Source organism: Pseudomonas sp. 05N36, assembly GCF_056397385.1.
This window is the reverse complement of sequence record NZ_JBFTNH010000004.1, coordinates 30,413-53,435: the sequence shown is the minus strand read 5'-3', so window position 1 is coordinate 53,435 and position 23,023 is coordinate 30,413. Positions and strand designations below refer to the sequence as shown.

23 protein-coding genes and 4 tRNA genes are annotated in these 23,023 nt (G+C 58.6%); 7 read left to right on the top strand and 20 right to left on the bottom strand.

The window, feature by feature from the left end; all coding sequences use genetic code 11:
* Positions 1-37 precede the first annotated feature (37 nt).
* Positions 38-2,485: an acyl-CoA dehydrogenase gene (locus tag AC1DIH_RS06880; RefSeq protein WP_477771122.1), complete on the top strand. Its 2,448-nt coding sequence runs from the start codon at positions 38-40 to the stop codon at positions 2,483-2,485.
* A 95-nt stretch (positions 2,486-2,580) separates the two neighbouring features.
* Positions 2,581-2,979: a PA2817 family protein gene (locus tag AC1DIH_RS06875; RefSeq protein WP_477768364.1), complete on the top strand. Its 399-nt coding sequence runs from the start codon at positions 2,581-2,583 to the stop codon at positions 2,977-2,979.
* Between the two features lie 126 nt (positions 2,980-3,105).
* Here the strand turns inward: AC1DIH_RS06875 and AC1DIH_RS06870 are convergent, their stop codons facing one another.
* The 4 genes from AC1DIH_RS06870 to AC1DIH_RS06855 all read right to left on the bottom strand — a co-directional run bounded on the left by AC1DIH_RS06870 (position 3,106) and on the right by AC1DIH_RS06855 (position 6,245).
* On the bottom strand, positions 3,106-3,870 hold the full coding sequence (locus tag AC1DIH_RS06870; protein WP_103317702.1) for an ABC transporter ATP-binding protein: 765 nt from the start codon (positions 3,868-3,870) through the stop codon (positions 3,106-3,108).
* 103 nt (positions 3,871-3,973) lie between these two features.
* Entirely contained in the window at positions 3,974-4,684 is a 711-nt protein-coding gene (locus AC1DIH_RS06865) for an ABC transporter permease (RefSeq protein WP_054593373.1), read from the bottom strand.
* Complete coding sequence (locus AC1DIH_RS06860; protein WP_427532553.1) at positions 4,681-5,409, bottom strand: ABC transporter permease; 729 nt, start codon at positions 5,407-5,409, stop codon at positions 4,681-4,683. Before AC1DIH_RS06860 ends, AC1DIH_RS06865 begins: the two co-directional genes overlap by 4 nt.
* A 56-nt stretch (positions 5,410-5,465) precedes the next feature.
* Positions 5,466-6,245 carry a transporter substrate-binding domain-containing protein gene (locus AC1DIH_RS06855; protein WP_054593375.1) on the bottom strand — a complete coding sequence of 260 codons (780 nt, stop codon included), beginning with the start codon at positions 6,243-6,245 and terminating at the stop codon, positions 5,466-5,468.
* Between the two features lie 975 nt (positions 6,246-7,220).
* Between AC1DIH_RS06855 and AC1DIH_RS06850 the strand changes: the two genes are divergently transcribed.
* From AC1DIH_RS06850 to AC1DIH_RS06840, 3 genes are read left to right on the top strand one after another with little or no spacing between them, the layout of a single operon-like run.
* A complete protein-coding gene (locus AC1DIH_RS06850; RefSeq protein WP_477771121.1) occupies positions 7,221-8,459 on the top strand; it encodes a type II and III secretion system protein family protein in 1,239 nt (412 codons plus the stop codon).
* A 35-nt stretch (positions 8,460-8,494) separates the two neighbouring features.
* Positions 8,495-9,205 carry a tetratricopeptide repeat protein gene (locus tag AC1DIH_RS06845; protein WP_477771120.1) on the top strand — a complete coding sequence of 237 codons (711 nt, stop codon included), beginning with the start codon at positions 8,495-8,497 and terminating at the stop codon, positions 9,203-9,205.
* A gap of 19 nt (positions 9,206-9,224) precedes the next feature.
* Positions 9,225-9,497 carry a DUF3613 domain-containing protein gene (locus AC1DIH_RS06840; protein WP_103317710.1) on the top strand — a complete coding sequence of 91 codons (273 nt, stop codon included), beginning with the start codon at positions 9,225-9,227 and terminating at the stop codon, positions 9,495-9,497.
* Positions 9,498-9,691: 194 nt separating this feature from the next.
* Here the strand turns inward: AC1DIH_RS06840 and AC1DIH_RS06835 are convergent, their stop codons facing one another.
* The 12 genes from AC1DIH_RS06835 to AC1DIH_RS06780 all read right to left on the bottom strand — a co-directional run bounded on the left by AC1DIH_RS06835 (position 9,692) and on the right by AC1DIH_RS06780 (position 19,982).
* The gene (locus AC1DIH_RS06835; RefSeq protein WP_477771119.1) at positions 9,692-10,654 is read right to left on the bottom strand and encodes a type II secretion system F family protein; all 963 of its coding nucleotides are present in this window, start codon (positions 10,652-10,654) and stop codon (positions 9,692-9,694) included.
* Between the two features lie 29 nt (positions 10,655-10,683).
* Entirely contained in the window at positions 10,684-11,670 is a 987-nt protein-coding gene (locus tag AC1DIH_RS06830) for a type II secretion system F family protein (RefSeq protein WP_477771118.1), read from the bottom strand.
* Positions 11,667-13,109, bottom strand: coding sequence for a CpaF family protein (locus AC1DIH_RS06825; protein ID WP_477771117.1), 1,443 nt, complete (start codon positions 13,107-13,109; stop codon positions 11,667-11,669). The genes AC1DIH_RS06830 and AC1DIH_RS06825 overlap by 4 nt, the downstream gene beginning before the upstream one ends.
* A gap of 3 nt (positions 13,110-13,112) precedes the next feature.
* Complete coding sequence (locus AC1DIH_RS06820; RefSeq protein WP_477771116.1) at positions 13,113-14,333, bottom strand: AAA family ATPase; 1,221 nt, start codon at positions 14,331-14,333, stop codon at positions 13,113-13,115.
* Positions 14,327-14,821, bottom strand: coding sequence for a TadE/TadG family type IV pilus assembly protein (locus AC1DIH_RS06815; RefSeq protein WP_477771115.1), 495 nt, complete (start codon positions 14,819-14,821; stop codon positions 14,327-14,329). The genes AC1DIH_RS06820 and AC1DIH_RS06815 overlap by 7 nt, the downstream gene beginning before the upstream one ends.
* Positions 14,821-15,300 (bottom strand): TadE/TadG family type IV pilus assembly protein, encoded by a 480-nt coding sequence (locus tag AC1DIH_RS06810; RefSeq protein WP_477771114.1) that lies wholly within the window; start codon positions 15,298-15,300, stop codon positions 14,821-14,823. Before AC1DIH_RS06810 ends, AC1DIH_RS06815 begins: the two co-directional genes overlap by 1 nt.
* Positions 15,301-15,308: 8 nt before the next feature.
* Positions 15,309-16,643, bottom strand: a complete 1,335-nt coding sequence (locus tag AC1DIH_RS06805) for a pilus assembly protein TadG-related protein (protein WP_477771113.1) — start codon at positions 16,641-16,643, stop codon at positions 15,309-15,311.
* Between the two features lie 67 nt (positions 16,644-16,710).
* A complete protein-coding gene (gene cpaB, locus AC1DIH_RS06800; protein WP_477771112.1) occupies positions 16,711-17,532 on the bottom strand; it encodes a Flp pilus assembly protein CpaB in 822 nt (273 codons plus the stop codon).
* Positions 17,533-17,547: 15 nt separating this feature from the next.
* Entirely contained in the window at positions 17,548-18,879 is a 1,332-nt protein-coding gene (locus AC1DIH_RS06795) for a P-loop NTPase family protein (protein WP_477771111.1), read from the bottom strand.
* Between the two features lie 2 nt (positions 18,880-18,881).
* The gene (locus AC1DIH_RS06790; RefSeq protein ID WP_477771110.1) at positions 18,882-19,412 is read right to left on the bottom strand and encodes an A24 family peptidase; all 531 of its coding nucleotides are present in this window, start codon (positions 19,410-19,412) and stop codon (positions 18,882-18,884) included.
* A 30-nt stretch (positions 19,413-19,442) separates the two neighbouring features.
* The gene (locus AC1DIH_RS06785) at positions 19,443-19,634 is read right to left on the bottom strand and encodes a Flp family type IVb pilin (protein WP_477768377.1); all 192 of its coding nucleotides are present in this window, start codon (positions 19,632-19,634) and stop codon (positions 19,443-19,445) included.
* A 156-nt stretch (positions 19,635-19,790) separates the two neighbouring features.
* Positions 19,791-19,982, bottom strand: a complete 192-nt coding sequence (locus tag AC1DIH_RS06780; RefSeq protein ID WP_123585187.1) for a Flp family type IVb pilin — start codon at positions 19,980-19,982, stop codon at positions 19,791-19,793.
* A 435-nt stretch (positions 19,983-20,417) separates the two neighbouring features.
* Between AC1DIH_RS06780 and AC1DIH_RS06775 the strand changes: the two genes are divergently transcribed.
* The gene (locus AC1DIH_RS06775; protein WP_477771109.1) at positions 20,418-21,281 is read left to right on the top strand and encodes a helix-turn-helix transcriptional regulator; all 864 of its coding nucleotides are present in this window, start codon (positions 20,418-20,420) and stop codon (positions 21,279-21,281) included.
* Positions 21,282-21,340: 59 nt separating this feature from the next.
* On the opposite strand, the gene AC1DIH_RS06770 is transcribed toward AC1DIH_RS06775, so the two are convergent.
* The 4 genes from AC1DIH_RS06770 to AC1DIH_RS06755 form a co-directional block, all read right to left on the bottom strand.
* Positions 21,341-21,416: transfer RNA gene (locus tag AC1DIH_RS06770), tRNA-Gly, on the bottom strand.
* Positions 21,417-21,419: 3 nt separating this feature from the next.
* A tRNA-Glu gene (locus AC1DIH_RS06765) sits at positions 21,420-21,495 on the bottom strand.
* Between the two features lie 104 nt (positions 21,496-21,599).
* A tRNA-Gly gene (locus AC1DIH_RS06760) sits at positions 21,600-21,675 on the bottom strand.
* Positions 21,676-21,677: 2 nt separating this feature from the next.
* Positions 21,678-21,753 (bottom strand) — tRNA-Glu (locus AC1DIH_RS06755).
* Between the two features lie 370 nt (positions 21,754-22,123).
* On the opposite strand from AC1DIH_RS06755, the gene AC1DIH_RS06750 reads away from it, so the two are divergent.
* Positions 22,124-22,882 (top strand): hypothetical protein, encoded by a 759-nt coding sequence (locus tag AC1DIH_RS06750; RefSeq protein WP_477771108.1) that lies wholly within the window; start codon positions 22,124-22,126, stop codon positions 22,880-22,882.
* Positions 22,883-23,023 lie beyond the last annotated feature (141 nt).

Here is a 23,023-nt window from a genome sequence, read left to right as displayed (position 1 = left end):
AAGGTGGTTTTGACCCTGGCTTCACGGAGGATTGAATATGCTGTTGTTGTGGATACTGGTTCTGGTGGTCGGGATTGCCTGGCTGGCTCACCGCCGCATCGCGCCCCTGCCCGCCCTGTGTATCGTGGCGGTCTATCTGCTGGCGATGGGAATCTTCAGCCACACTCGAGGCTGGCTGCTGCTGATTTTCTGGATCGTGCTGGCCGTCGTCGCGGCGCCCCTGCTGCTGCCCGACCTGCGGCGCAAATATTTCAGTGCCCCATTGTTCAACTGGTTCCAGAAAACCCTGCCGCCGATGTCGCAAACCGAACGCGACGCCATCGATGCCGGCACCGTCTGGTGGGATGGCGAGCTGTTCAGCGGGCGTCCGGACTGGAACAAACTGCTGTCCTATCCCAAAGCGCAGTTGAGCGAAGAAGAACAGGCGTTCATCGATGGCCCGACCGAAGAGCTCTGCGCCATGGTCAGCGACTGGCAGATCGGCCAGACGATGGACCTGCCGGCCGAGGCCTGGGCGCACATCAAGCAGAATGGTTTTTTTGCCCTGATCATCCCCAAGGAATTCGGTGGCAAGGGATTCTCCGCCTACGCCCACTCGCAAGTGGCGATGAAACTGGCCACCCGCAGCGGCGACCTGGCATCGACAGTGATGGTGCCCAACTCCCTCGGCCCGGCCGAACTGTTGCTGCATTACGGCACCGATGAACAACGCAACCATTACCTGCCTCGCCTGGCGCGTGGCGACGACATCCCGTGTTTCGCGTTGACCGGCCCACTGGCCGGCTCCGATGCGGGCGCCATGCCTGACACCGGGGTGATCTGCAAAGGTGAATGGGAAGGCCAGGAAGTCCTGGGTCTGCGGCTGAACTGGGAAAAACGCTACATCACCCTCGGCCCGGTCGCCACCCTGCTCGGCCTGGCGTTCAAGGCCTATGACCCCGACCATCTGCTGGGTGACGAGGAAGACCTTGGCATCAGCCTCGCGTTGATCCCGACCGACACCGCCGGTGTGGACATCGGTCGACGCCACCTGCCCCTCGGCGCCGCGTTCATGAACGGCCCGAACTCCGGCAAGGATGTATTCGTGCCGTTGGACTTCCTCATCGGCGGCCAGGAGATGCTCGGCAAAGGCTGGATGATGCTGATGAATTGCCTGTCGGTCGGGCGTTCCATTTCGCTGCCGGCAGTCGGCACCGGGGCGGCCAAGTTCACCAGCCTGGTGACCGGTCAATACGCTCAGGTTCGCGAGCAGTTCAACGTGCCGCTGTCGGCCTTCGAAGGAATTCAGGAAGCGCTGGCACGTATCGGCGGCAACGCCTGGATGATGGACGCCGCGCGGATGCTCACCGCCAACGCGGTGGATCTCGGCGAGAAACCTTCGGTGCTCTCGGCGATTCTCAAGTATCACCTCACCGAACGTGGTCGCGAATGCATCAGTCACGCCATGGACGTGCATGGCGGCAAGGCGATCATCATGGGGCCCAATAATTACCTCGGGCGCAGCTGGCAAGGCGCGCCGATCTTCATCACGGTGGAAGGCGCGAACATCCTTTCGCGCAACCTGATGATCTTTGGTCAAGGCGCGATCCGCTGCCATCCGTTCGTGCTCAAGGAAATGGCCCTCGCCAGCCGTGAAGACAAGGACCAGGCACTGAAGGAGTTCGACGGCCTGCTGCTCAAGCACATCGGGTTCGCCGTGAGCAACGCCGCCAGCACGTTGGTACTGAACCTCGGCTTCGGGCATTTCGAACAGGTACCTGGAGACAAACTCAGCCAGGGTTACTTCCGCGCCCTCAACCGTCAGGCCGCGGCATTCGCCCTGCTCGCTGACCTGAGCATGATGCTGCTGGGCGGAGAACTGAAACGTCGCGAGCGCCTGTCGGCCCGGCTCGGTGATGTACTGAGCAACCTGTACCTGGCCTCCGCCGCCCTCAAGCGTTACCACGACCTTGATTCACCTGAACACATGGCGCCGCTGTTTACCTGGGCCATGGAAGAGAGTCTCGGCCAGTCGGAACGGGCGCTGGATGAACTGCTGAGCAACTTCCCGAGCAAGGTGCTGGGTTGCCTGTTGCGAGTCATCGTGTTCCCGTTCGGCCGTTGTCACAAAGGGCCGTCAGACACACTCGGTGCCGAAGTGGCTGCAGTGATTGGCCGGGCCAAGGGCGACCCGACACTCGAAGAGTTGCTGGGAGGGTGTTACCGGCCACAGTCGGTCGAGGACCCGGTCGGTGCCCTGCAACATGCCTGCAACTTGCTGAGCGCCGCCCAACCGCTGCAGAAAAAAATGCACTTTGCGCTCAAGAGCGGGCAGTTCAAACCGGGTGCCGGGGAGCATGTCATCGACGCCGCCCTGGAGGCTGGTGTGCTGCAAGCCGCAGAAGCGCATACCCTGCATGAAGCCGAGGCGGCACGGCGCAAAGTGATCGACGTCGATGACTTTTCCAAGGAGCAACTTGAGCTGGCGAAGGGCAAGACCCGCTGACGCGGTGGCTCGTCCGGCGGGTCAATGATGAAAAGCGGGCGCTGGGGCTATATACTCCGGCGCCCGTTTTGCTTTTGATCTAGAGGACTCCCGTTATGCTCGACCAAATTCTCGTCCAGCTCGACCTCCTGCGCAGTATCCTGGTCGCTGTCGGTGAAGCCGAGCAGGTTCCAGACGAAAGTCATGCCTTGTTCCTGGAGCGCTTTGACGAACTGCGTGCGTCGCTGCCAATCGATCCGATCGAAAGCCAATACCTGGGTCAGGACATTATTTGTCAGGTCATCACCCGTTATCCGCAAATTGCCCACATGGTCCCTCGCGACCTGTTGTGGTATTTCGCCGGCGACTGCCTGCACTACATGCCTGATGATGAAATCGCCCTGTATCAGGCGCTGGAAGAACGTCGTTACGAAGCCGAACAGAACGACGAACCGTTCGACTGGAATCAGGAAAAACAACTGCTGGCCCTGTCGAACCAGGACAGCAAGCACTGATCCCAATCCACAAAGTAACTACACAACTTTGAAATACGGCCCCGGGCTGCACTCGTAGCAGCTGTCGAGCCTGCGAGGCTGCGTTCGAGGACGAAGTCCTCGCAAACTCGACAACGGAGGCAGTGCTTACTTCAGGTTGCCGCTGAGGAACTGCTTCAGCCGTTCGCTCTTCGGATTGCCCAGCACGTCTTCAGGCGCGCCCTCTTCCTCTACCCGCCCCTGGTGCAAGAACAGCACCTGATTCGAGACTTTGCGGGCGAAGCTCATTTCGTGAGTCACCATGATCATGGTCCGGCCTTCTTCGGCCAGGCCCTGGATCACCTTGAGCACTTCGCCCACCAGTTCCGGGTCCAGCGCCGAGGTCGGCTCGTCGAACAGCATGACTTCCGGCTCCATCGCCAGTGCGCGGGCAATCGCTACCCGCTGCTGCTGACCACCCGAGAGGAACGCCGGGTACTGCTCCGCCACGCGGGCCGGCAGGCCGACCTTGTCCAGATAACGACGGGCGCGATCTTCGGCGTCTTTCTTGCTGACACCCAGCACCCGGCGCGGAGCCATGGTGATGTTTTCCAGCACGGTCATGTGGCCCCACAGGTTGAAGTGCTGGAACACCATCGCCAGCCGGGTGCGCAGTCGTTGCAGCTCGGCATCGTCGGCCACATGCATGCCATGGTGGTCTTTGACCATCCGGATCTGCTTGCCGTCCAGGCTCATCGCGCCGTCGTTGGGCGTTTCGAGAAAGTTGATGCAGCGCAAAAAGGTGCTTTTGCCCGAGCCGCTGGCGCCGATCAGGCTGATCACGTCACCGGTCTTGGCTTTCAGGGAAACGCCCTTGAGCACTTCGTGGCTACCGTAGCTCTTGTGTAGTTCTTCAACAGTCAATTTGTACATGTGCGCAAGCATCCTCTAAGGGAAAATGGGTCGCCGCTGCGTAGACGTCGCAAGCGGCGACAAAGCCCGTGGCCTGATGAGCGGCCGTACAGAGCGCTAAGTCCTAGTGAGCCGGGCCCAGAAAAGCCAGCCAGCGACGTTCGGCAATGCGGAACAGTCCGACCAGCGCAAAGGTCACCAACAGGTAGATCAGCGCGGTAATGCCGAACGATTGAAAGGTCAAAAAGGTCGCCGAGTTGGCGTCGCGAGCCACTTTCAAAATGTCCGGGACGGTGGCAGTGAAGGCCACGGTGGTCGAGTGCAGCATCAGGATCACTTCGTTGCTGTAGTACGGCAACGAGCGACGCAGGGCCGACGGCATGATCACGTAGGCATACAACTTCCAGCCCGTCAGACCGTAGGCTTTGGCGGCTTCGACTTCGCCGTGGTTCATGCTGCGAATCGCCCCGGCGAAAATCTCCGTGGTGTAGGCGCAGGTGTTCAGGGCAAAGGCGAGGATGGTGCAGTTCATCGCATCGCGAAAGAACGCATCGAGCAGCGGTTGCGCGCGGACTGCGGCCAGGCTGTAGATCCCGGTGTAGCAAATCAGCAACTGGATATACAGCGGCGTACCGCGAAACAGGTAGGTGTAGAACTGCACCGGCCAGCGCACGTAGAGCTTGTTGGAAACCCGGGCAATCGACAGTGGAACCGACACCAGGAAACCGATGAAGATCGAGGCGCTGAGCAGCCACAGGGTCATGGCCAGGCCGGTGATGTGGTAACCGTCGCTGTAGAGGAAAGGCTTCCAGTAGTCCTGCAGTAATTCGATCATCGTACCGCCTCCCGGGAACCTGCCGCGTAATGCCGTTCGAGCCAGCGCAGGACATAGTTCGATGCGCTAGTGATCACCAGGTAGATCAGCGCCGCCAACACCAGAAAAAAGAACAGTTGATAGGAGCTTTTACCGGCGTCCTGAGCGGCCTTGACCAGGTCCGCCAGGCCGATGATCGACACCAGTGCGGTGGCCTTGAGGATCACCATCCAGTTATTGCCGATGCCCGGCAGGGCGAAGCGCATCATTTGCGGGAACACCACGAAGCGAAAGCGCTGGGCACGGCTCAAGCCGTAGGCCGTGGCGGCTTCCATCTGTCCGCGGGGCACAGCGAGGATCGCGCCGCGAAAGGTTTCGGTGAAGTACGCGCCGTAGATGAAACCCAGGGTGATGATCCCGGCGGCGAACGGATTGATTTCGATGTATTCCCAGCCCAGCACCTCGGTGAAACTGGTCAACCAGGTTTGCAGGCTGTAGAAAATCAGCAGCATCAGCACCAGGTCCGGCACGCCGCGAATCAGCGTGGTGTAGAGCTGGGCGGGAATCCGCAACAGTTTGACGCTGGACAGTTTGGCACTGGCGCCGATCAGGCCGAGCAAAACGCTCAACAGCAGCGACAGTATCGATAGCTTGACGGTCATCCAGGAGCCTTCCAGCAACAGAGGGCCGAACCCCTTCAAGCTGAATCCGGAGAGCCCGAGTGTCTGCAAAAGTGCTTCGAACATAATTCAGGACCTATAGCGATAAAAAAGCGCCCGTCCCGAGGACGGGCACCGGGGCCTTACTTGCCGCTGTAGAGACTCAGATCACCGAAGTGTTTCTTCTGGATCGAGTCGTAGGTGCCGTCATCGTGGATCGCCTTGATGCCTTTATCGAGAAGGGCCTTGAGTTCGGTGTTGCCTTTGGCGATACCCACCGCTGTTTTAGCGGGTAACAACTCGCTGTCGATCGGCTGGCTGACCTCGTAATCAGCCCCTTGCGGCGACTTCAAAAAGCTCAGCTTGGCTTGCAGCATGTCCTGGATCGTGGCGTCGAGGCGACCGGACATCAAGTCCGCGTAAACCTGGTCCTGGTTGGCGTAGGCTTTGGTTTCTACCCCGGCTTTGTCCAGTACGGCCTTGGCGTAGGCTTCCTGAATCGTGCCTTGTTCGTAGCCGACTTTTTTACCCTTGAGCGAGGCTACGTCAGAAACGCTGGAGCCTTTCTTGTAGACCAGAGCAGTCGGGCCGGAGAACAGCTCGCTGGAGAAGTCGATGACTTTCTCACGGGCCGGGGTCACGGTCATGGAAGAGATCACGCCGTCGAACTTGTTGGCTTTCAGGCCTGGAATCGTGCCGTCGAAATCGCTCTCGACCCATTTGCACTTGACCTTCAGCTCGGCGCAGATCGCGTTACCCAGATCGATGTCGAAGCCCACCAGGCTGCCGTCAGCCGCTTTGGACTCGAACGGTGCGTAGGAAGGATCAACGCCAAAACGCAGCTCTTTGTACTCTTTGGCCGTGGCTACGCCGGCGGCCATGCACAGTGTCAAAGCAGAAAGGGTCAGCAATGTTCTTTTCATTATTATCAATTCCTAAAACCACTACGGGCGCTTGTGGCGCATGGGTGCTGTTACTGGAATGCGGGTGACGCTGTGAACCTGAACCTCAAGTACGTGCTTTAAAGCCATCTTGTGCGTCAGCACCTTCAGGTGCCTCTTATACACACACACTTACTTGTACATACAAGCATATGCAATCAACCAGCCAACTCGCTGAACGGCAGTTGAAGAAAGCTTTTAATGCAGCAGGAAGGTGTCTGGAACGGGGCTTTTGGAATGATCAAAAAAATCTTGAGGGTGACCGAGCTGCTTTCGCGGATGTTACCGGAGCCACGTTTTTGCGCCGTGTTGGTGCATCCGGTAACAATTTGAAAGGACACATTACGTGTGGAAATACCCCGTCGCGGGGCCAGTTCGCGGGTGAACGCACAGCTCGAAAAACAGCAGCGCACCCACATTTGCACAGAAGTTTTTCTTCTAAACAATGGCGCTTTGCCTCGGTTGAACTACCTTCAAGCAAAGAGCAAATCATAGGGTTTTGAGTTGTCCACGTTTTGTTCAGCGATCAGATAGCGAATTGGCAGAAGGAGATACCTCACTATGATCCTGGCTGGCGTTTTTCTGTTTTGTGGCCTGATTGCCAGTTGTTTTTTGGGGGAACCACATCGGCTGACAGCACTGTTTATAGCCACTGTTGCTGTCGAGCCTGTGCATATCACTCCGGTCGGTAGCCTGTGCGAACCAAACAAGGTTGGCAAAAAACCTCGTGTGCCCCGAGACCAGGTATCTGGATCACTAACGACAGTTTTAGCGCAGGTCGCTCGCAGGTCAGTCAGACCCGCGTATTGCACCTGCTAGCACGCAGCACCCAGCAATATTGCCAGGACCACTAATGGTTAGTGGTCTGGTGAAGTGGAGGGCCGGCCCGGGCGCCTTGAAGCGATCCAGGGTAACCAGGTTAGCCCGCAGATGGCCTATTCAGCGAGGATGCACTTAATGAGCTATCGTACCGTGCCCGCTTTCAAACAGATTATCCATGGCCTGTTGTGGATGGGCCTTGGTGTGGATGCGGCTCAGGCCGCGGCGAACAATTGCTCGCAACTGGCCAGTCTGCCCTCAGTGTTCGAGGTCGGCCAAGGGCTTCAGGATGAGTTGCGCATGCCAGTCCCGATCAAGCAACTGGCAGTGGGTGACCCGAAGGTTGCCGACGTGCAAACCAGCAGCAGCAATTCCTTCATCCTCACGGGTGTAGCGCCCGGCTACACCAGCCTGATGGTCTGGACCGCCTGCTCGCCCACACCACGCCAAAGCATGGTGTTCGTCAAGGGCAAGGCCACCGCAGCGCTGACCAGCGTGACGATGCCTTCTGCAGACCCACTGTTGCCGAGCCAGGTGCAGACCGATATTCGCTTCGTCGAAGTCAGCCGCACCAAATTGAAAGAGGCCAGCACGTCGATCTTCGGCAAGAGCGGCAATTTTCTGTTCGGCTCGCCGGGCACGGTGCCCGGGGTGACGGTGACTCCCGGCCACATAGGTAGCCTGGCACCAAACGTCCCGCTGAATAACGGCACGTTCAATATCGGCTTTGGCGGCGGCAATGTGCTGGGAATGATCAATGCGCTGGAAGGCAGTGGCTTTGCCTACACCCTGGCGCGGCCGAGCCTGGTGGCCCTCAGCGGCCAGAGTGCAAGCTTCCTGGCCGGTGGTGAAGTGCCGATTCCGGTGCCCAGTTCAGGCAGCGACAACATCTCCATCGAGTACAAGGAGTTCGGTGTCCGCCTGACCCTGACCCCGACCATCATCGACAAAGGACGCATTGCCCTGAAGGTGGCACCCGAGGTCAGCGAGCTGGACTTCACCAAGGCCATACAGATCGCCGGCACTATCGTCCCGGCATTTACCGTGCGCCGTACCGACACCAGCATTTCCCTGGCCGATGGCGAAAGCTTTGTCATCAGTGGCCTGATCAGCACCAGCAACAGCTCCCAGGTGAACAAGTTTCCAGGGCTGGGTGATATCCCGATTCTCGGCGCGTTCTTTCGCAATAACAGCATCAACCGTGAAGAGCGCGAGCTGCTGATGATCGTCACTCCGCACCTGGTTCAACCGTTGGCGGTCAACGCACAACTGCCGTCATTGCCGGGTGAACAACTGCGCAATTACGACCCGAACTTCTACCGCATGTACTTCCTCGACAACGGTGACTTCGACAGCCGCATGGGGCTCTCGCAATGAGCCCGGTTCAAGGTGTTGTAGCCAGAGGACACTCAATGAAAGCGGTCATAGCAATAGCGGCGTCGGTGATGCTCGCAGGGTGTGCCACCAATGGCCTGTCTTCGCGACCGAGTAGTTGCTCGGCGCCTGGTTCGGATCAGCAGTTGTCGCTGAACCTGGCCGACGACATGACCAACGATGGCCGTTTGTATGCCAGCCTGGCGAATCTGGAAGGGCTGTCTGATGACCTGCCGCAGGTTCGCCTGCGCAAGGCTCGAGTACTGCGTCTGCTGGGCCGTAACGACGCCGAACCGTTGTACAAGAGCCTGCTCGGCACGTGCCTGGCCGCTGAAGGCGAGCATGGTCTGGGCCAGATGGCCGTGGCCAGAAATGATAACGCAGCCGCGGCCGATCACATGGAACGTGCAATGAGGATGGCCCCTACCGACGACAAAATCCGCAATGACCTGGGGGTCGTCTACCTCAACCAGCATCGGCCCAACGAGGCACGCTTTCAGTTTATGACCGCCATGGAACTCAAGCCGTCGGATTCGCTGGCGGCACTCAATCTGGTGACGCTGCTGATCTATCAGGACAACTGGAAGCAGGCTGCCGAACTCGCAAACCGCGCCAGCCTGAGCTCCAAGCAAGTCTCGGATGCTCAAGCTCGCGCGGAAAGACTCAAGGCCCCGGCCAAAAAAGTGGTGGCTACCGAGGGTAAAGGCATGACAGAGGTAGTCGATGCCTCAGCCAATGCGATCAAGTAGACAAGACGAGGAGTCGCAAATGAATACCAAGAGGCTGTTGATAGTGTGCATGGCTTGCCTGTCCACGACCGCCTGGGCTATTGAGCCGGGCCCCTCTTCGGTGCCGCAACAAGGCACCGAGCAATGGATGCAACTACAGATTCGCGGCGTAGTGGCGTCCCCTCGACTGCAGAGCGTTTCGGCCACCGAACGTGACCTGTCCATGCAACGCTGGCTGGATAGCTTCACCCACCCGATTCCTGAACATTTTGACCAGAAGGCATCGGGAAGTATGAGCAACGGTGGCAAATGAGCCACGTCTGTGGGCGTTCAGCCTCTGGCGTAGTCCAGCGTTACCTGGCAAGAACGCCGGGGCCAATAACGTACGTGGGTAAACGAATAAAAGGATAAAAGTGGATCAGGCGCCGGGCCTGATCCACTTTATATTTGCTCCACCCAGTGCTCCGACAGGAGCCGCCGTCCTGCTTGGCAGCCCCCCCGTTTATATCATCCGAATGCTTTGAGTACTCCAAGCATGGCTGGCCCAATGGCGACCAGGAAGAAGCTCGGCCACAGACAGAAGATCAGTGGGAATATCAGCTTGGTACCAATTTTCGCCCCCATCTCCTCGGCTGCCTGCGTACGCCGGTCGCGGAACTCATCGGCATAGATGCGCAGGGTATCGGCCACGCTGGTACCGAAGCGGATGCTCTGCCCCAACAGGCTGACCAACCCTTGCACGTCTTCCAACCCGGTGCGCACAGCCAGTTGCTTGAGCGCCGCAGTACTGGTGATGCCGGCACGGATTTGCGCATTGACCAGCGCCAGCTCCTCCGCCAGTTCGACCTGGCTGACCGCCATCTCCTCAGCCACCCGCTCGATGGTCGTGGGCAAGGCCAGACCCGATTCCACGCAGACCACCATCAGATCCAGGGCATCCGGAAACGCCGCACGCAGCCGGGCCTGACGCAGTTGTTTGCGCTTGCCGACATACATCGCTGGCAGCAGCCAACCGACAGCGGCCGCCATGAGCACCAACAGCAGGCCCAGGGCCAAAGAAAGCCGGGGAATCAGCGGCAAAATCAGCAGCGAAATACCGACCAATATCAGCGGCAACAACAAGCGCACCGCCCAGTACATCTGCACCGCCGAAGACGAGCGGTACCCCGCATGCATCAACAGCAGCTGGGTTTCGGACGTCTGAGCAGTTTCGGCCGAGCCAAAACGCTGACCAACGCGCTCCAGTAACAGTTGCAGATTACCTGGTGCGTCCGGTCCCGCGGCACTCCCGTAATGCCCCCGCTTGATCAGCGCAAGGCGACGCTGCATCGGGTCCTGAAGCCCCAACACCAGTAACGTCACGGTAACGACCGCGAGCACCGTACTCACCCCTATCGCACTGACGAACAACAGGCGCGCCAGCACCTCATTACCCGTCACCCGACCCAACAACCCGAGCAAATAGTCCATGACCTGCACCTCCACGTAGCGAATACTGCTTAAACCTGAATCCGGATAATTTTGCGGATCCAGACAATCCCGACCAACATCGCGCAGAAAGCCCCGATGATCAGCTTGTGGCCGATCGGATCATTGATCAGCACAGGCAAGTAGGTGGGCGTTGTGATCAAGATCAGCGCCGCCAGTATGAAAGGAATGGCCACCAGCACCCAGGCCGACATTCGCCCTTCGGCCGACAGAGTCTTGACCTTGCGCTGAAAGCGGAAGCGCCCCCGAATCAAGCGACTCAAACGTTCGAGCACCTCGGTCAGATTGCCGCCGGTCTCGCGATGGATGAGGATCGACGTCACCAGCATCATTACCGTCATGCTCGGCATACGTTCCAACAGGCCGAGCATGGCCCGGCGTACATCATTGCCATAGTTGATATCGGCGAAGGTCAGGCCGAACTCATGTGCCACCGGTCCCTTGTGCTCTTCGGCCACCAGACGCAGGGTTTCGTTGAATGGATGCCCGGCGCGCAGGGCCCGGCACATGGCATCCAGCGCATCCGGCAAGCCCTCTTCGAACGCAGCAAAGCGTTTGTTGCGGTCACGGAGGATTTTCAGCAACGGCAGCCAGGCCACCGCAAAACCTGCTGCCAACGCCATCCACCAGGGTGACGAAAGCAACAACACCAACGCTCCTGCACCACCTCCCATGGCGAGCCCGAGGAACAGCACCCGATAGGCCCGATATTCATGTCCGGACTGCTCGATCAGCTGTGTCAGGTCCGCCATGAACGGCAGTTGCTCAAGCCAGGCCTCCAGTGGCGACAACCGTGTCAGGTATTTCTGTCTCAATACCGTCTGCATATTGGGCAGATTGTTGGCTTTCTCCATGACATGCAGGCGGCCGCGAATGCGCTTGCGCATCTTGCCCGCCTCGCCGAACACCGGCACCACCACGCCCTGGGACAGGAGGAAGACGGCGATAAACACCATGCCGAGAAAGATCAGAATGAATTCACCAGGAATATTGCTCATGACTGCCGTGCCTCCATCCATTCAGGCCTGAACAGGTTCAGTGGCAACTCGATGCCACGTTTGGCCAACACGTCGCGAAAGGCCGGGATCATGCCGCTGGGCCGATAATCGCCGAGCACTTCACCGTGTTCGCCAATGCCGCTGCGTGCAAACGAGAAAATCTCGGTCATGGTGATGATCTCGCCTTCCATGCCGTTGATCTCCTGCACGCTGACCAGACGCCGCTTGCCGTCCTCCTGACGCTCCAGCTGGATCACCACGTCAATGGCCGAAGCGATCTGCTGACGCATGGCCTTGATCGGGAAAGTCGCACCGGTCATCGACACCATGTTCTCGATTCGCCCCAACGCATCACGCGCGGTATTGGCGTGGATCGTGGTCAACGAACCGTCGTGGCCGGTGTTCATCGCCGTCAGCATGTCCAGCGCCTCGGCGCCGCGCACTTCGCCGATCACAATACGGTCGGGGCGCATCCGCAAACTGTTGCGCACCAATTCGCGCTGGCTCACCTCGCCACGCCCCTCGATGTTCGAAGGACGGGTTTCCAGGCGCACTACATGGGGCTGCTGCAGTTGCAGTTCGGCCGAGTCTTCGATGGTGACGATCCGTTCGTTTTGCGGAATGAAACTGGACAGCACATTGAGCATGGTGGTCTTGCCGCTGCCGGTACCGCCGGAAATCAATACGTTCAAGCGTCCGCGAACAATCGCCTTGAGCAGCAAAGCAATGGCCGGGGTCAAGGTACCCACCTGGATCAGGCTATCGGTATTGAGCAGGTCCACTGCAAAACGGCGGATCGACACGCTCGGCCCGTCGATGGCCAGCGGCGGAATAATCGCGTTGACTCGAGAACCGTCCTTGAGCCGGGCGTCCACCAACGGTGAGGACTCATCGATGCGCCGCCCCAGACTGGAAACGATGCGGTCGATGATGTTCAGCAAATGCTGATCGTCACGAAAGCGCACATCGGTCCTTTGCAGCTTGCCAAAGCGTTCGACATACACCGAGGCAGAGCCGTTGACCAGAATGTCGGACACGGTGTGATCCGCCAGTAACGGCTCCAGTGGGCCAAGGCCCAGCACCTCATCGGTGATCTGCTTGATGATCAACTGACGGCTGACCGAACTCACGGGAGCTGAATGCTCATCCAGCAAGCGCTGGCAAATATCGCGAATCTGCCGTGTGGCTTCGGCCGGCTCAAGTGAGTCGAGCAAGGACAGGTCCATGACCTTGAGCAACTGCTGGTAGATTTTTTCCCGCCACTCGGCCTCCACCGGGGTGACCTGGCTCCGGGTTTCGTAAATAACGTCCGGCACCGAACGTTCCCACGCCATCAATTCCTCTGCCGGGTCCAGCAGGTCGTCGCCCGGCTGACCAGACAACGATGCGGCAGGTTTGCCGGACTGTTTGCGCAAGCGGTTACGAAAGTCGCTGATCATGGGTTATCCCCCGAAAAAACGGTTGAAGGCGCGTTTGAACAAGCCTTTGTTCCCGGTCATCTGCTTACCGACCAACGCCTCGGACATCTGCCGTACAGCGACAGTGATCGGAGCCCGCGGTGCTTGCACCCCCAACGGCACGCCAGAGTTCTGACTCTGGCTGACCAGGTTGAAGTCGTTGGGTAATTTCATCAGGTTCGCGCAGCGCAGCGCCTCGCCGATATCCTTGAGGCTGATAGCCGCCGCCTTGTCATAGCGGTTGACCACCACCTGCAATTGATCCCCGCGCACGCCCAGGTCTTCGCGAAGCATCCGCGTCAGGGAGCTGGCATCGCGCAGATGGCTGACACTTTGCTGCACCACGACGTACACCCGATCCGCCTGCTCCAGCACGGAGCCTGTGAGGTGGTCGATTTGCCGTGGCAGGTCGACCACCACCCAGTCATAGCTGGCACGGGCCAGCTGCAACAGGGCATCGAGTTGCTCGGGCTGGGCATCCTGCGGCAGACACAACTCGCCGGCCCGGCCACCCAGCACATGCAAGGTCGGGCTGAAGTGGCTGCAAAAACCGCGTAGTGCGACGCTGTCCATGTCCTCGACCTGTTGCAGCACTTCCAGGTGGCTGTGCGACTGCGCCACATCGAGGTAATGCGTCACGCTGCCAAATTGCAGGTCCATGTCCAAAAGCAGGGTATTGCCGCCCTTGACGCTAAGCTGGTGAGCCAGGTTGCAGGCCAGCAAGGTGCTGCCGGAGCCGCCCTTGGCGCCAATCACCGCGATCAGCTTCCCTTCTGCCCCACTGTTGACCCGGACCTCTGTGACCAGACGACTCAAGGCTGAAACCAGTTCTGTCTCGGCTATAGGTTCCGGCAAGACATCACGGGCGCCGGCCTGCATCGCCAGGCGCATGGCGTCCTGCTCGTTCAACAGGCCACACACCAACAGCGGCGGGCGCTCATGGGCCGGATGCTGTAACAGTGCAGCCAGCTCCTCACGCCACAGATGGCTGACACGCACCAACAACAGATCGGGCATCCGCTCCAGACCATAGAGTGGGTCGACATGCCCGTTACTCACCAGGCGCGTGCTCACCTCCAGGCTCGGCATCCGTTGGCAAACGCTTTGCAGATCACGCAACGCCGTGGCGTCACGGCTACTGATCAGCAATCGCAGCCCGGGCTTGCCGGTCGCAGTGCTTAGTGGTGTTTCCTTGATATTCAGCATGGGGTGACCTCCCCTGATTCGGAATGATGCCCAAGGGCTTCGCGTGGCAAGGTTGCCCTGATGGTGGGCAACGTGATGGGCACGCCAAACCCGGGGATAAACAGATTGAATACGTAGCTTTGCAGGCTCACCTGGACATAACGGATAGCACGGAATCCGGTGGCGTTAACGGTGTCGGTGGGGTTGGTCACCACAGCACCGTTCACGTCCAGGTAGGTCAGCGTCAGGTTGCCAGTGCCCAGATTGGTGATCAGCTGGCTGGTGCCGGTGTTGCCCGCGGGATTGAAGATCGCCCGCTGCAACACGATCGGATCGCTGATGTTGCACACCGCCGCCAGACGCGCACCGCGGCGCGCGGATTCATCGAGGGCATTGACCGTGAAGTACAGGCGGCCCATTTCCAGCACGCCGAACAACAGAATGAACACCAGCAAGCCTACGACGGCGAACTCCACCACATAGACGCCACGCATGTGTTTGCGATTCATCACAGCACCCTCATGACAGTTGTGGCGACCAGCGGAATGCTCAGCGCAATCGTATTGGCAAAGAGCCCGGTAATCGAACCGGTACAAGCACCCGCGCCAATCACCGGGCAGAAGGTATAGGTGATGGTGACCCGTACATGGTCGGTGCCCACGGCGGCGACCGCCACGTTGCCGGTCGTCAACCCTGACACTACCGGCGTCCCGGTGTTGGCAGGCACGCCATAGACCGCCACGTTTTGTGTATTGGTCAGCAGCGTGCTGCTCAGTGAGACAGTACCGAGCGTCGAGTTCCAGGCCTGACTGGCGACGTAACGGCCGGCATCACGGCTGGCCTGCAACAGCGTGTTGTACTGAAAGAGCATGCGGCCAAACTCGCCGAGGGCCAGCAACAGCAGTAGCATCAGCGGCAAGACTAGGGTGAATTCCACCATTGCCATTCCGCGCTGCCCCTGCGGTTTTTTGAATGCGTGAAGTCTCATGACGCCTCCTAAGAGTCTGTGCTCGGAGTGCCGCTATTGCTGATATAGGTTTTGTAGAGCTGAATGATCTGCGGGCCGGAATCACCCGAAGGATTGGGGCCAGGCACGTTGTCGCCTTGGCACTCCTTCACGAACTGGCCGTAGATCTCCGAGGTACTCCCCGTGCTACCGGCCGGCTGCACCACGAAATAGCAGCCAAAACCCAGGACCGGAATCGAGGTCGCACCATTATTTTTCCCGGTACAGTCGCCAATGACGATTTTCAGCATCCGTCGTTCGTAGACCCCGTTGTTCAGGCAACCCGTGCCTGAACCGGCAATACACGCCGCGGAACTCGCCAGCCAGTCGTTGTAGCCAAGCACCGCGTTGCCACCCGCGGTGAGCGTGCCATTGTTCGAAACAATGGTCTGGCCCTTGTATTGCAGTGTGCCTGAGCTGTTGGTGATCACTGGCGTGCTGTAGCTGACGATCAGGTCTGGCGGATAATCCGAGGATTTGACCCCTCCACTGTACTGATTGAAACGGGTATTCAAACCTTGGGACACCGGGCCGACGTTGTTGCCCGGTTTGGTCGTGACATTTTGCCCGACGCTGCGACATACCGAGCCGCCTCCGGCCAAGTCATCCCTGACCGTGCTGCCGCCCGAGCCAAAATCGAGGAGTTGAAAATTGCCTGGGCCAATGGCGGATGTAGTGCCTGAGCCTGTTTTCAAATCCTGCAAATCGCCAAATTTATAGCCCCAGAACACACCAGTGCTCGGACTGTATTTGGTCGGGTCACCACAGACCATCAATGGCGCGAGATCGCACGGGCTGGTGGGGCTGGGGCCGGCAGTGGCCATCGCCGCCACTGACTTTCCGCCCAGACCGCCACCGCCCACTGCCTGGACGAAGCTCCAGAAAAAACCGGTCAAGCCATAGTTCGGTACCGTTACCCGAACATACGTAGCATTCGCCGGCCCAGGGTAGGAGAACGGTCCGTAAACACTGTTGGCCAGTTCTACCACCGCGAAAGTGCCCGCATTGTTGCCAATGGCCGTGTTCAATTCAGCGTTGCCCGTGGCACTGGCATTCAGCGTCAGCGTATTCAGCGCGGCAGTGCGCGTTGTACTGGCAATGTTGGTACCGCCAGTAACCTGACTCAGGGTTTTGGCGCCGCTCAGGGCGGCGGCGTCCACCGCATTTTGCAGGCGGGTCTTGTTCAGCAGCAGGTGGCCGCCGTCCAGCGCCAATGCCGCCATCATGCCGATCGCGGCCAACGCGATCACCATCATTACGGTCACCGATCCCCGCTGGCGCCTTGGCGTTACCGGAAACGGCCGTTGAATTCGAGAATTCATCATCAAGCCCTCATTTGCCGATACGGACCCGGATCGGCTCCGCCACTACCTTGCTACCCATTGCACCTTGTCAGCGCACATTGACTACATGGGCTTCGATGCCACGAATCACGGTGACAGCCCCACCAACACTGCTACTGCGGTGCACCACACGTCTTGGCGCTGTTTCGGTGGCCATGGCGATGGCTTGCGTAACCGGCGCAGGAGGTACTACAGGCGCGGGGGCCGGCTTTTTCGTGAGGTTCAGCGGGTTGCGCAGAGTCAGTTGCAACTTCCCTTCCGTCTGCGCCGTAACCAGGGTTTCCGCCTCAGTGGTCGTCATCTCCAGCGTCACTGCACGCACCACCACCGGTTGGGTCTTGTCGGTACCCGCTGTCTGATCCACCGCCAACACGCGCAGGTTTTCGAGGATGGTCCTGGACACGGCGTTGTTGCTGCTGCCATCGGTATGCTTGGTTGCCAGCACATCGACCCGGTTACCCGGCAACAGGAACCCGCCGACCCCGACCACGTCGTCCACCCGTACCGAAATGGCGCGTTTGTCGGGAGCAATCAAAGAGGCCAGGGTGCTACCACCCAAGTGTTCACTGAGGCGTGCGCCGCGTACGATGTCGCCGCGCAGGATGTCGAACGTGGCGATCTTGCCCACTGCCTTGTCGCTGGAATCGAAGGCATCGTCCGGGATCGTATCCATGGGCATGCGCACGGTCGTGACCTGCTGGGCCTCGACCATCTGCCCGAAAGGAATCTCGACCGTGGCGACTACCACGCTTCGAAGGTGATCATCGGGGCTGGCATTGAGCCGTGCGCTCAACCAGGAGTTGGCCATCCATGCGGCGCCGAGGCCCATGACCAACGAAATACCAATCAGCGTTGCAGTACGAGAGCTCATGTCTGTATCTCCTACTCAAAGAAAGTCGAGCTGGACGAAGTAGTTGCTCCACGCCCATTCAAGCTCCTGCGGCGACAGTGGCCCGGAACCGCCCAGGTAACGCTGGCGATCGAGCGCCATGTTCAGGAGATCGCGGGGATGGCAAGGCACCAACGGCATGCCTTCGACGGCGTAAAGTTTCTGTAGTGCAAAGCGCACCAGCAGCGGGTCATGACGAATGCCCAAACGCTCGGACTCCTGCTGCCAGATCCGTTCGTACTCTTCGGGCTTCAGGTAGCCGAATTGCAGCTTGTAGCCAATCCGACGGAGGAAGGCCTCATCGGCCAACTCCAGGGGATTGAGGTTGGTGGAAAACACCAGAATCAGATCGAACGGCAGCTCGCAATGCCGTCCACCGCCCAGGTTGAGGAAGTCGCGCTTCTCTTCCATCGGGACGATCCAGCGATTCAAAAGTTCTGCGGGCGGCATGCGCTGGCGCCCCATGTCGTCGATGATGAACAGGCCATTGCTGGCCTTGAGCTGCAAGGCGGCCTGGTATTGACGCGTGAAAGGGTCATAACGAATGTCCAGCTGTTCCATGCTCAATTCGCCGCCGGTGATGACGATCGGGCGTTTGCAGCACAGCAGCCGACGGTCGATCCCTTCGTTGAGCATCAGATTGTTCTGTGGGTTGCCATCATCCAGCCGCTGGTGTACCTGCGGGTCATAGATCTCGATCACCGACTCGTTGATCACAATGGCATGGGGCACCCAGATGGCCTCGGCGAACAGGCGGATCAACCGACTGCTGACATAGGTCTTACCGGTTCCCGCTGGGCCATAAATCATGATCGCGCGCCCTGAGTTCAGCGCCACGCCCAACTGATCGAGCATCCCCTCCGTGAGCACTACGCCGTTCAGCGCCGTGCGCATGTCGTGAGCACTGATGCGTCCGTGGTGAATGGTCTGCACCTTGATCAGGGAACGGTAGGCACTCACCGGGAACGGCGCCGCTCCGATATAGCCGCTACGCGACAGGGCATCGCGGGCGGCGCTGCGTCCACGGTCAGTCAGGCCATAGCGCAGCGAGCCACCTCCCGATTGCGCGCCCATCTGCCCAAGCACTTCGACACGACCATCCTTGCGCAGAAACGCCAGGACCTCTTCCATCACGGCGCCGGTCAGCGCCAGGCGTTCTACCAGCCGCGACATGTCCAGCACACCGGCGTCATACAAATGTTTGCACACCAACTCACCGAGAAAACTGTCTGTCAGACCTGTCTCGCTGATAGTGCATGGCTGGGGAGCCAGTCGCTGCACCGCTTCTCGCTCATTGCGATAGGCATCACTCTCGACAATGACGTGCATGACTAACCTCCCAACCCACTGGCAAAGAGCTGCCAGTGAATGGTGTTTAAAGTGCCGAGCAAAATGGCAATCGAATAAGGGAAAGGCTTGCCGGCCACCTCCTCTGAAGTCGGCGCCAGATAGGCCTGCGCCCTCAGAATCAGCCAATAGCGCCCCAGGGTCTGTAACAACTGACCGCGAACCAGCACTATCAGGAAACCGCACACGCCACCGGCTATCAGGCTGAATAAGGCAGCCCATAATGCGTAATGGAACGGTAGAAAACTGCCGACCATGGCCATCAACTTGACGTCACCGGCGGCCATGCCACCCAAGGCGTACATGGGCAGAAACAGTGCAAAACAGATCAGGATGCCCAACAGGCCGTCTCCCAATCCGCTGACTCCCCCCAAGTACGTCTGAGCGACCAATCCCAAGGCAAGTCCCAGCAGAATCAGCAAGTTGGGAATACGGTGGCGAAGCAGATCGCTCACCACCGCCACGCCCAAAAGTCCTATCAGTAAAACAGTCGATACCATCAGTTCCGTGGACATGGCGCGTCTCCCGACTGGGTATTATCGTTATCAGCAAGCAGCACCATTAACCGCAGCGCAGAGTGCTGTGATCCTGGTGTTCACTGCGCCGCCAAGTAGAGTGAACGCAACGACAACAGCGATCGTAATCAACCCACCTGCCACTGCGTATTCCACAATGGTCAGGCCATCCTCGTCTTTGGCGAACTTTTGCACCGAAGTTCTTATTAATTGCAGAGTCATTTTGCGTACCTCACTACTGCAGTCATGAAGATCAGTACCTACCTTGGTAGAGACGGCACGATGTCCATTGAGTTATCCGGCAGTTCTATCAGCAAAACAGTAACAACCGGTTGCTCCATGGACGTCGCGCGTCCCCCCCACGGCAAGTTGTCATTATCAGCAGGCAGCACCTTTGACCGCGGCGCACAGCGCTGTGATCCTGGTATTCACTGCGCCGCCCAAAAGAGTAAACATGGCGGCAACTGCGACGGTGATCAGCCCACCCGCTACCGCATACTCCACGATGGTCAGGCCGTCTTCGTCTTTGGCGAACTTCAGTACCGAAGCCTTGATAGTTTGAAGAGTCATTTTGCACACCTCATTTTTGAATGTTGTTCTTCCGGGGGAGCAGCACTTTTTGCACTGCTTGTAGCTACCTTAGTCAGGGCACCCCCAAGGGGGTTAGGAGGATTTTGCGCATCGCTAGGACTTTTTTGCGGGCACTACCAATCACTGGATAATTGGCGTCTGCAGAAGGAAAAGAAGGGAAAGGAAAGGCTCTAAACAAGGAACGGCGGGCAAAGACCATTACCCTTGATTCACAAGCGACGAACGGTTGCACCCATATCCGCCGCCAACACGCCAATAAATAACCGCCCGACACTGACTGACAGGCAAACCATAGAGCGCATAGAACTAAATTCGGGTTTTCTTATAAGGATTTAGTCTGCAAAGCGATATCACATTGACAATACTACTCAGCGGATAGAGGCACGAAGAACCTCAGAAGCCAGAGCCAAACACATGACGTCAAACGTGATCAGGAAACCATCACTACTCTGGTTCGATCGGACCCACGATCGGTCCACCCCCGAACTCATGGCGCAGTTCGAGCAAGCCTGCGACTGCAAACTGGCGAAAGGCTCCGCATTTTCCAGCGGGATGCAGGCCGACATGATCTGCATCCATTTTGATCGCCCCGACACACCTGGCCTGAGGATGCTGCTGGAGATCAAACGCACCGCACCGGCCATTCCGATCACCATGTTCACCGTGCAGCACTCCGAAGAGCTGGCCGTATGGGCGATGCGCTCCTGCGTATGGGAATACATGGTGCTGCCCCTTTCAGCCGCCGAAAAGAAACGCTACCTGACGGCTGTCGTTCAGTTGCACGAGCTACGCCGCAATGTTCGCGACCAACGCAAGACGATGCAGATCGACCACTCCCCGACCCTTCCGGGCAGTATCCGGATGACGCCGGAACACCAAAAACACCAGGCGCTGAGCAATGTGCTGCTGTACATCGATCAGCACTTTCGGGACAACATCGATCAGCGGGATGTGGCCAAACGCTGCGGCATGACCACCTTTCGCTTCAGCCGCCTGTTCAAGGAAGCCTACGGTCTTGGCTTCATGGATTACATCTTGAACAAGCGCATGAATTTTGCGAAGGAATTGCTCGGCAACAGCCAGATGCCTATCACCAGCATTGGCTATGAAGCCGGTTTCAAGGACCCTTCCTACTTCGCTCGTGCCTTCAAGCATTCCGCCAACTGCACACCCAGCGAATACCGCCTGGCGCACCAGCTTAGAGCGTCAGTAGTCGCTGAGCTGGATGAAACAACCGCCGAAGTGCTGGATAACCTGATCCATAGCCTGGGAGGCTGAGGGACTTTTATAACGCGCACACAAAAACGCCGCTCAGTGAGCGGCGTTTTTGTTAAATATGGAGCGGGAAACGAGACTCGAACTCGCGACCCCGACCTTGGCAAGGTCGTGCTCTACCAACTGAGCTATTCCCGCAAATGGCGTCCCCTAGGGGACTCGAACCCCTGTTACCGCCGTGAAAGGGCGGTGTCCTAGGCCACTAGACGAAGGGGACACGCTACCCGGAACACATGGTGTGTGTTTCGGTGTCCAGACCCGCATCCGAAGACTTGGTTCTGGTTTCACTCAGCCTTACCCGAAAGCAAAGCCGTTTAAAATTGGAGCGGGAAACGAGACTCGAACTCGCGACCCCGACCTTGGCAAGGTCGTGCTCTACCAACTGAGCTATTCCCGCATTGGCGTCCCCTAGGGGACTCGAACCCCTGTTACCGCCGTGAAAGGGCGGTGTCCTAGGCCACTAGACGAAGGGGACACACGTACAACATTCACTTCCTACCGCGTTTCGCTGTGTGCTTTCCGCTGTAAGTGGCGCGCATTCTATGGATGGATTGAGGGGTCGTCAACCCCCAACTATAAATTTATTTAAATCAATGACTTCGCCACCCTTTGAGGGGCAATTCCGGGTTTTCGCCCGACCGGGGTTTGACGCCTATATTCTGTCACTCGCCAAGGCGCTATAGTCCCCTCCAGCAGATGATGGCAATGTGCACCTACCCACACATTGCCTATATAGGCAGCGCAAAGGCTCGATCCAACTCGTCGCGCCACCCTATGCGCTCTCAGGCTTAGCCACTACACTCGCATGCAAACCCTACAAAGAGGTCTTCACGGTGACACCACTCATGATCACCCTGCTAGTAATAGTCGGGATCGCAATATTGATCGCCATTGGCTACATGAACCATGTGGTGGAAAACAATAAACTGGAAAAGGCCCGCACCAAGGTCGAACTCAATGATCGACTGCGCCGCTGTGGCGAAATCACCGAGACCTTCCCTGGCCAACTGATGACTCCGGCGCTCAAGCTGCTGCTGACGCGACTGGAGCTCAATGTGTGCCAACGCCTGCTTAACCTGGATAAAACCAATTCGGCGGCCAAGGCCCGCATCGAGGAACTGAGTGCACTGGTCGCACGAGGTGAATCGATTCCGGTCAACAACCCACCGGCACCGATCCAGACTGAAGCCAAGGCCAAGGACGTACGCTTTTTGCTTGAAGCCTTGCATGGCCAGATCACTCGCGCAGCACAGGACGGTTTCCTGCCAACCAACGAAGCCAAGCGCTGGATTCGTGAAGTTCGCCACATCCTGGTATTGCTGCACATCGAGTTCTTCAACAACCTCGGCCAACATGCACTGCAGCAGGAACAACCCGGGCAAGCCCGCCTGGCGTTCGAACGTGGCGTGCAGTACTTGCGTAAACAGCAAGACCCGCAGGTTTACAGCGAGCAGTTGCAGTACCTGGAAAAACTGCTGGCGCGCGCCAACTCCATGGTGCTGACCAACATTGCACCGGTGGAAGGCGAAGTTAACGAGTTGACCGAAGGCCTCAAGGAAGTGGAAGCCGACGCAGACTGGAAGAAGAAAGTTATCTACGACTGAGGGTGGTGATGTGCAAAGCCGCACAACACCCGTGGTGAGGGAGCTTGCTCCCGCTGGGTCGCGAAGCGACCCTCCCCCTTCGCTCAGTTCAGTCAGACCGCAAGTACCGCTCTACGACTACTGCACCCGAGCACTGACCGC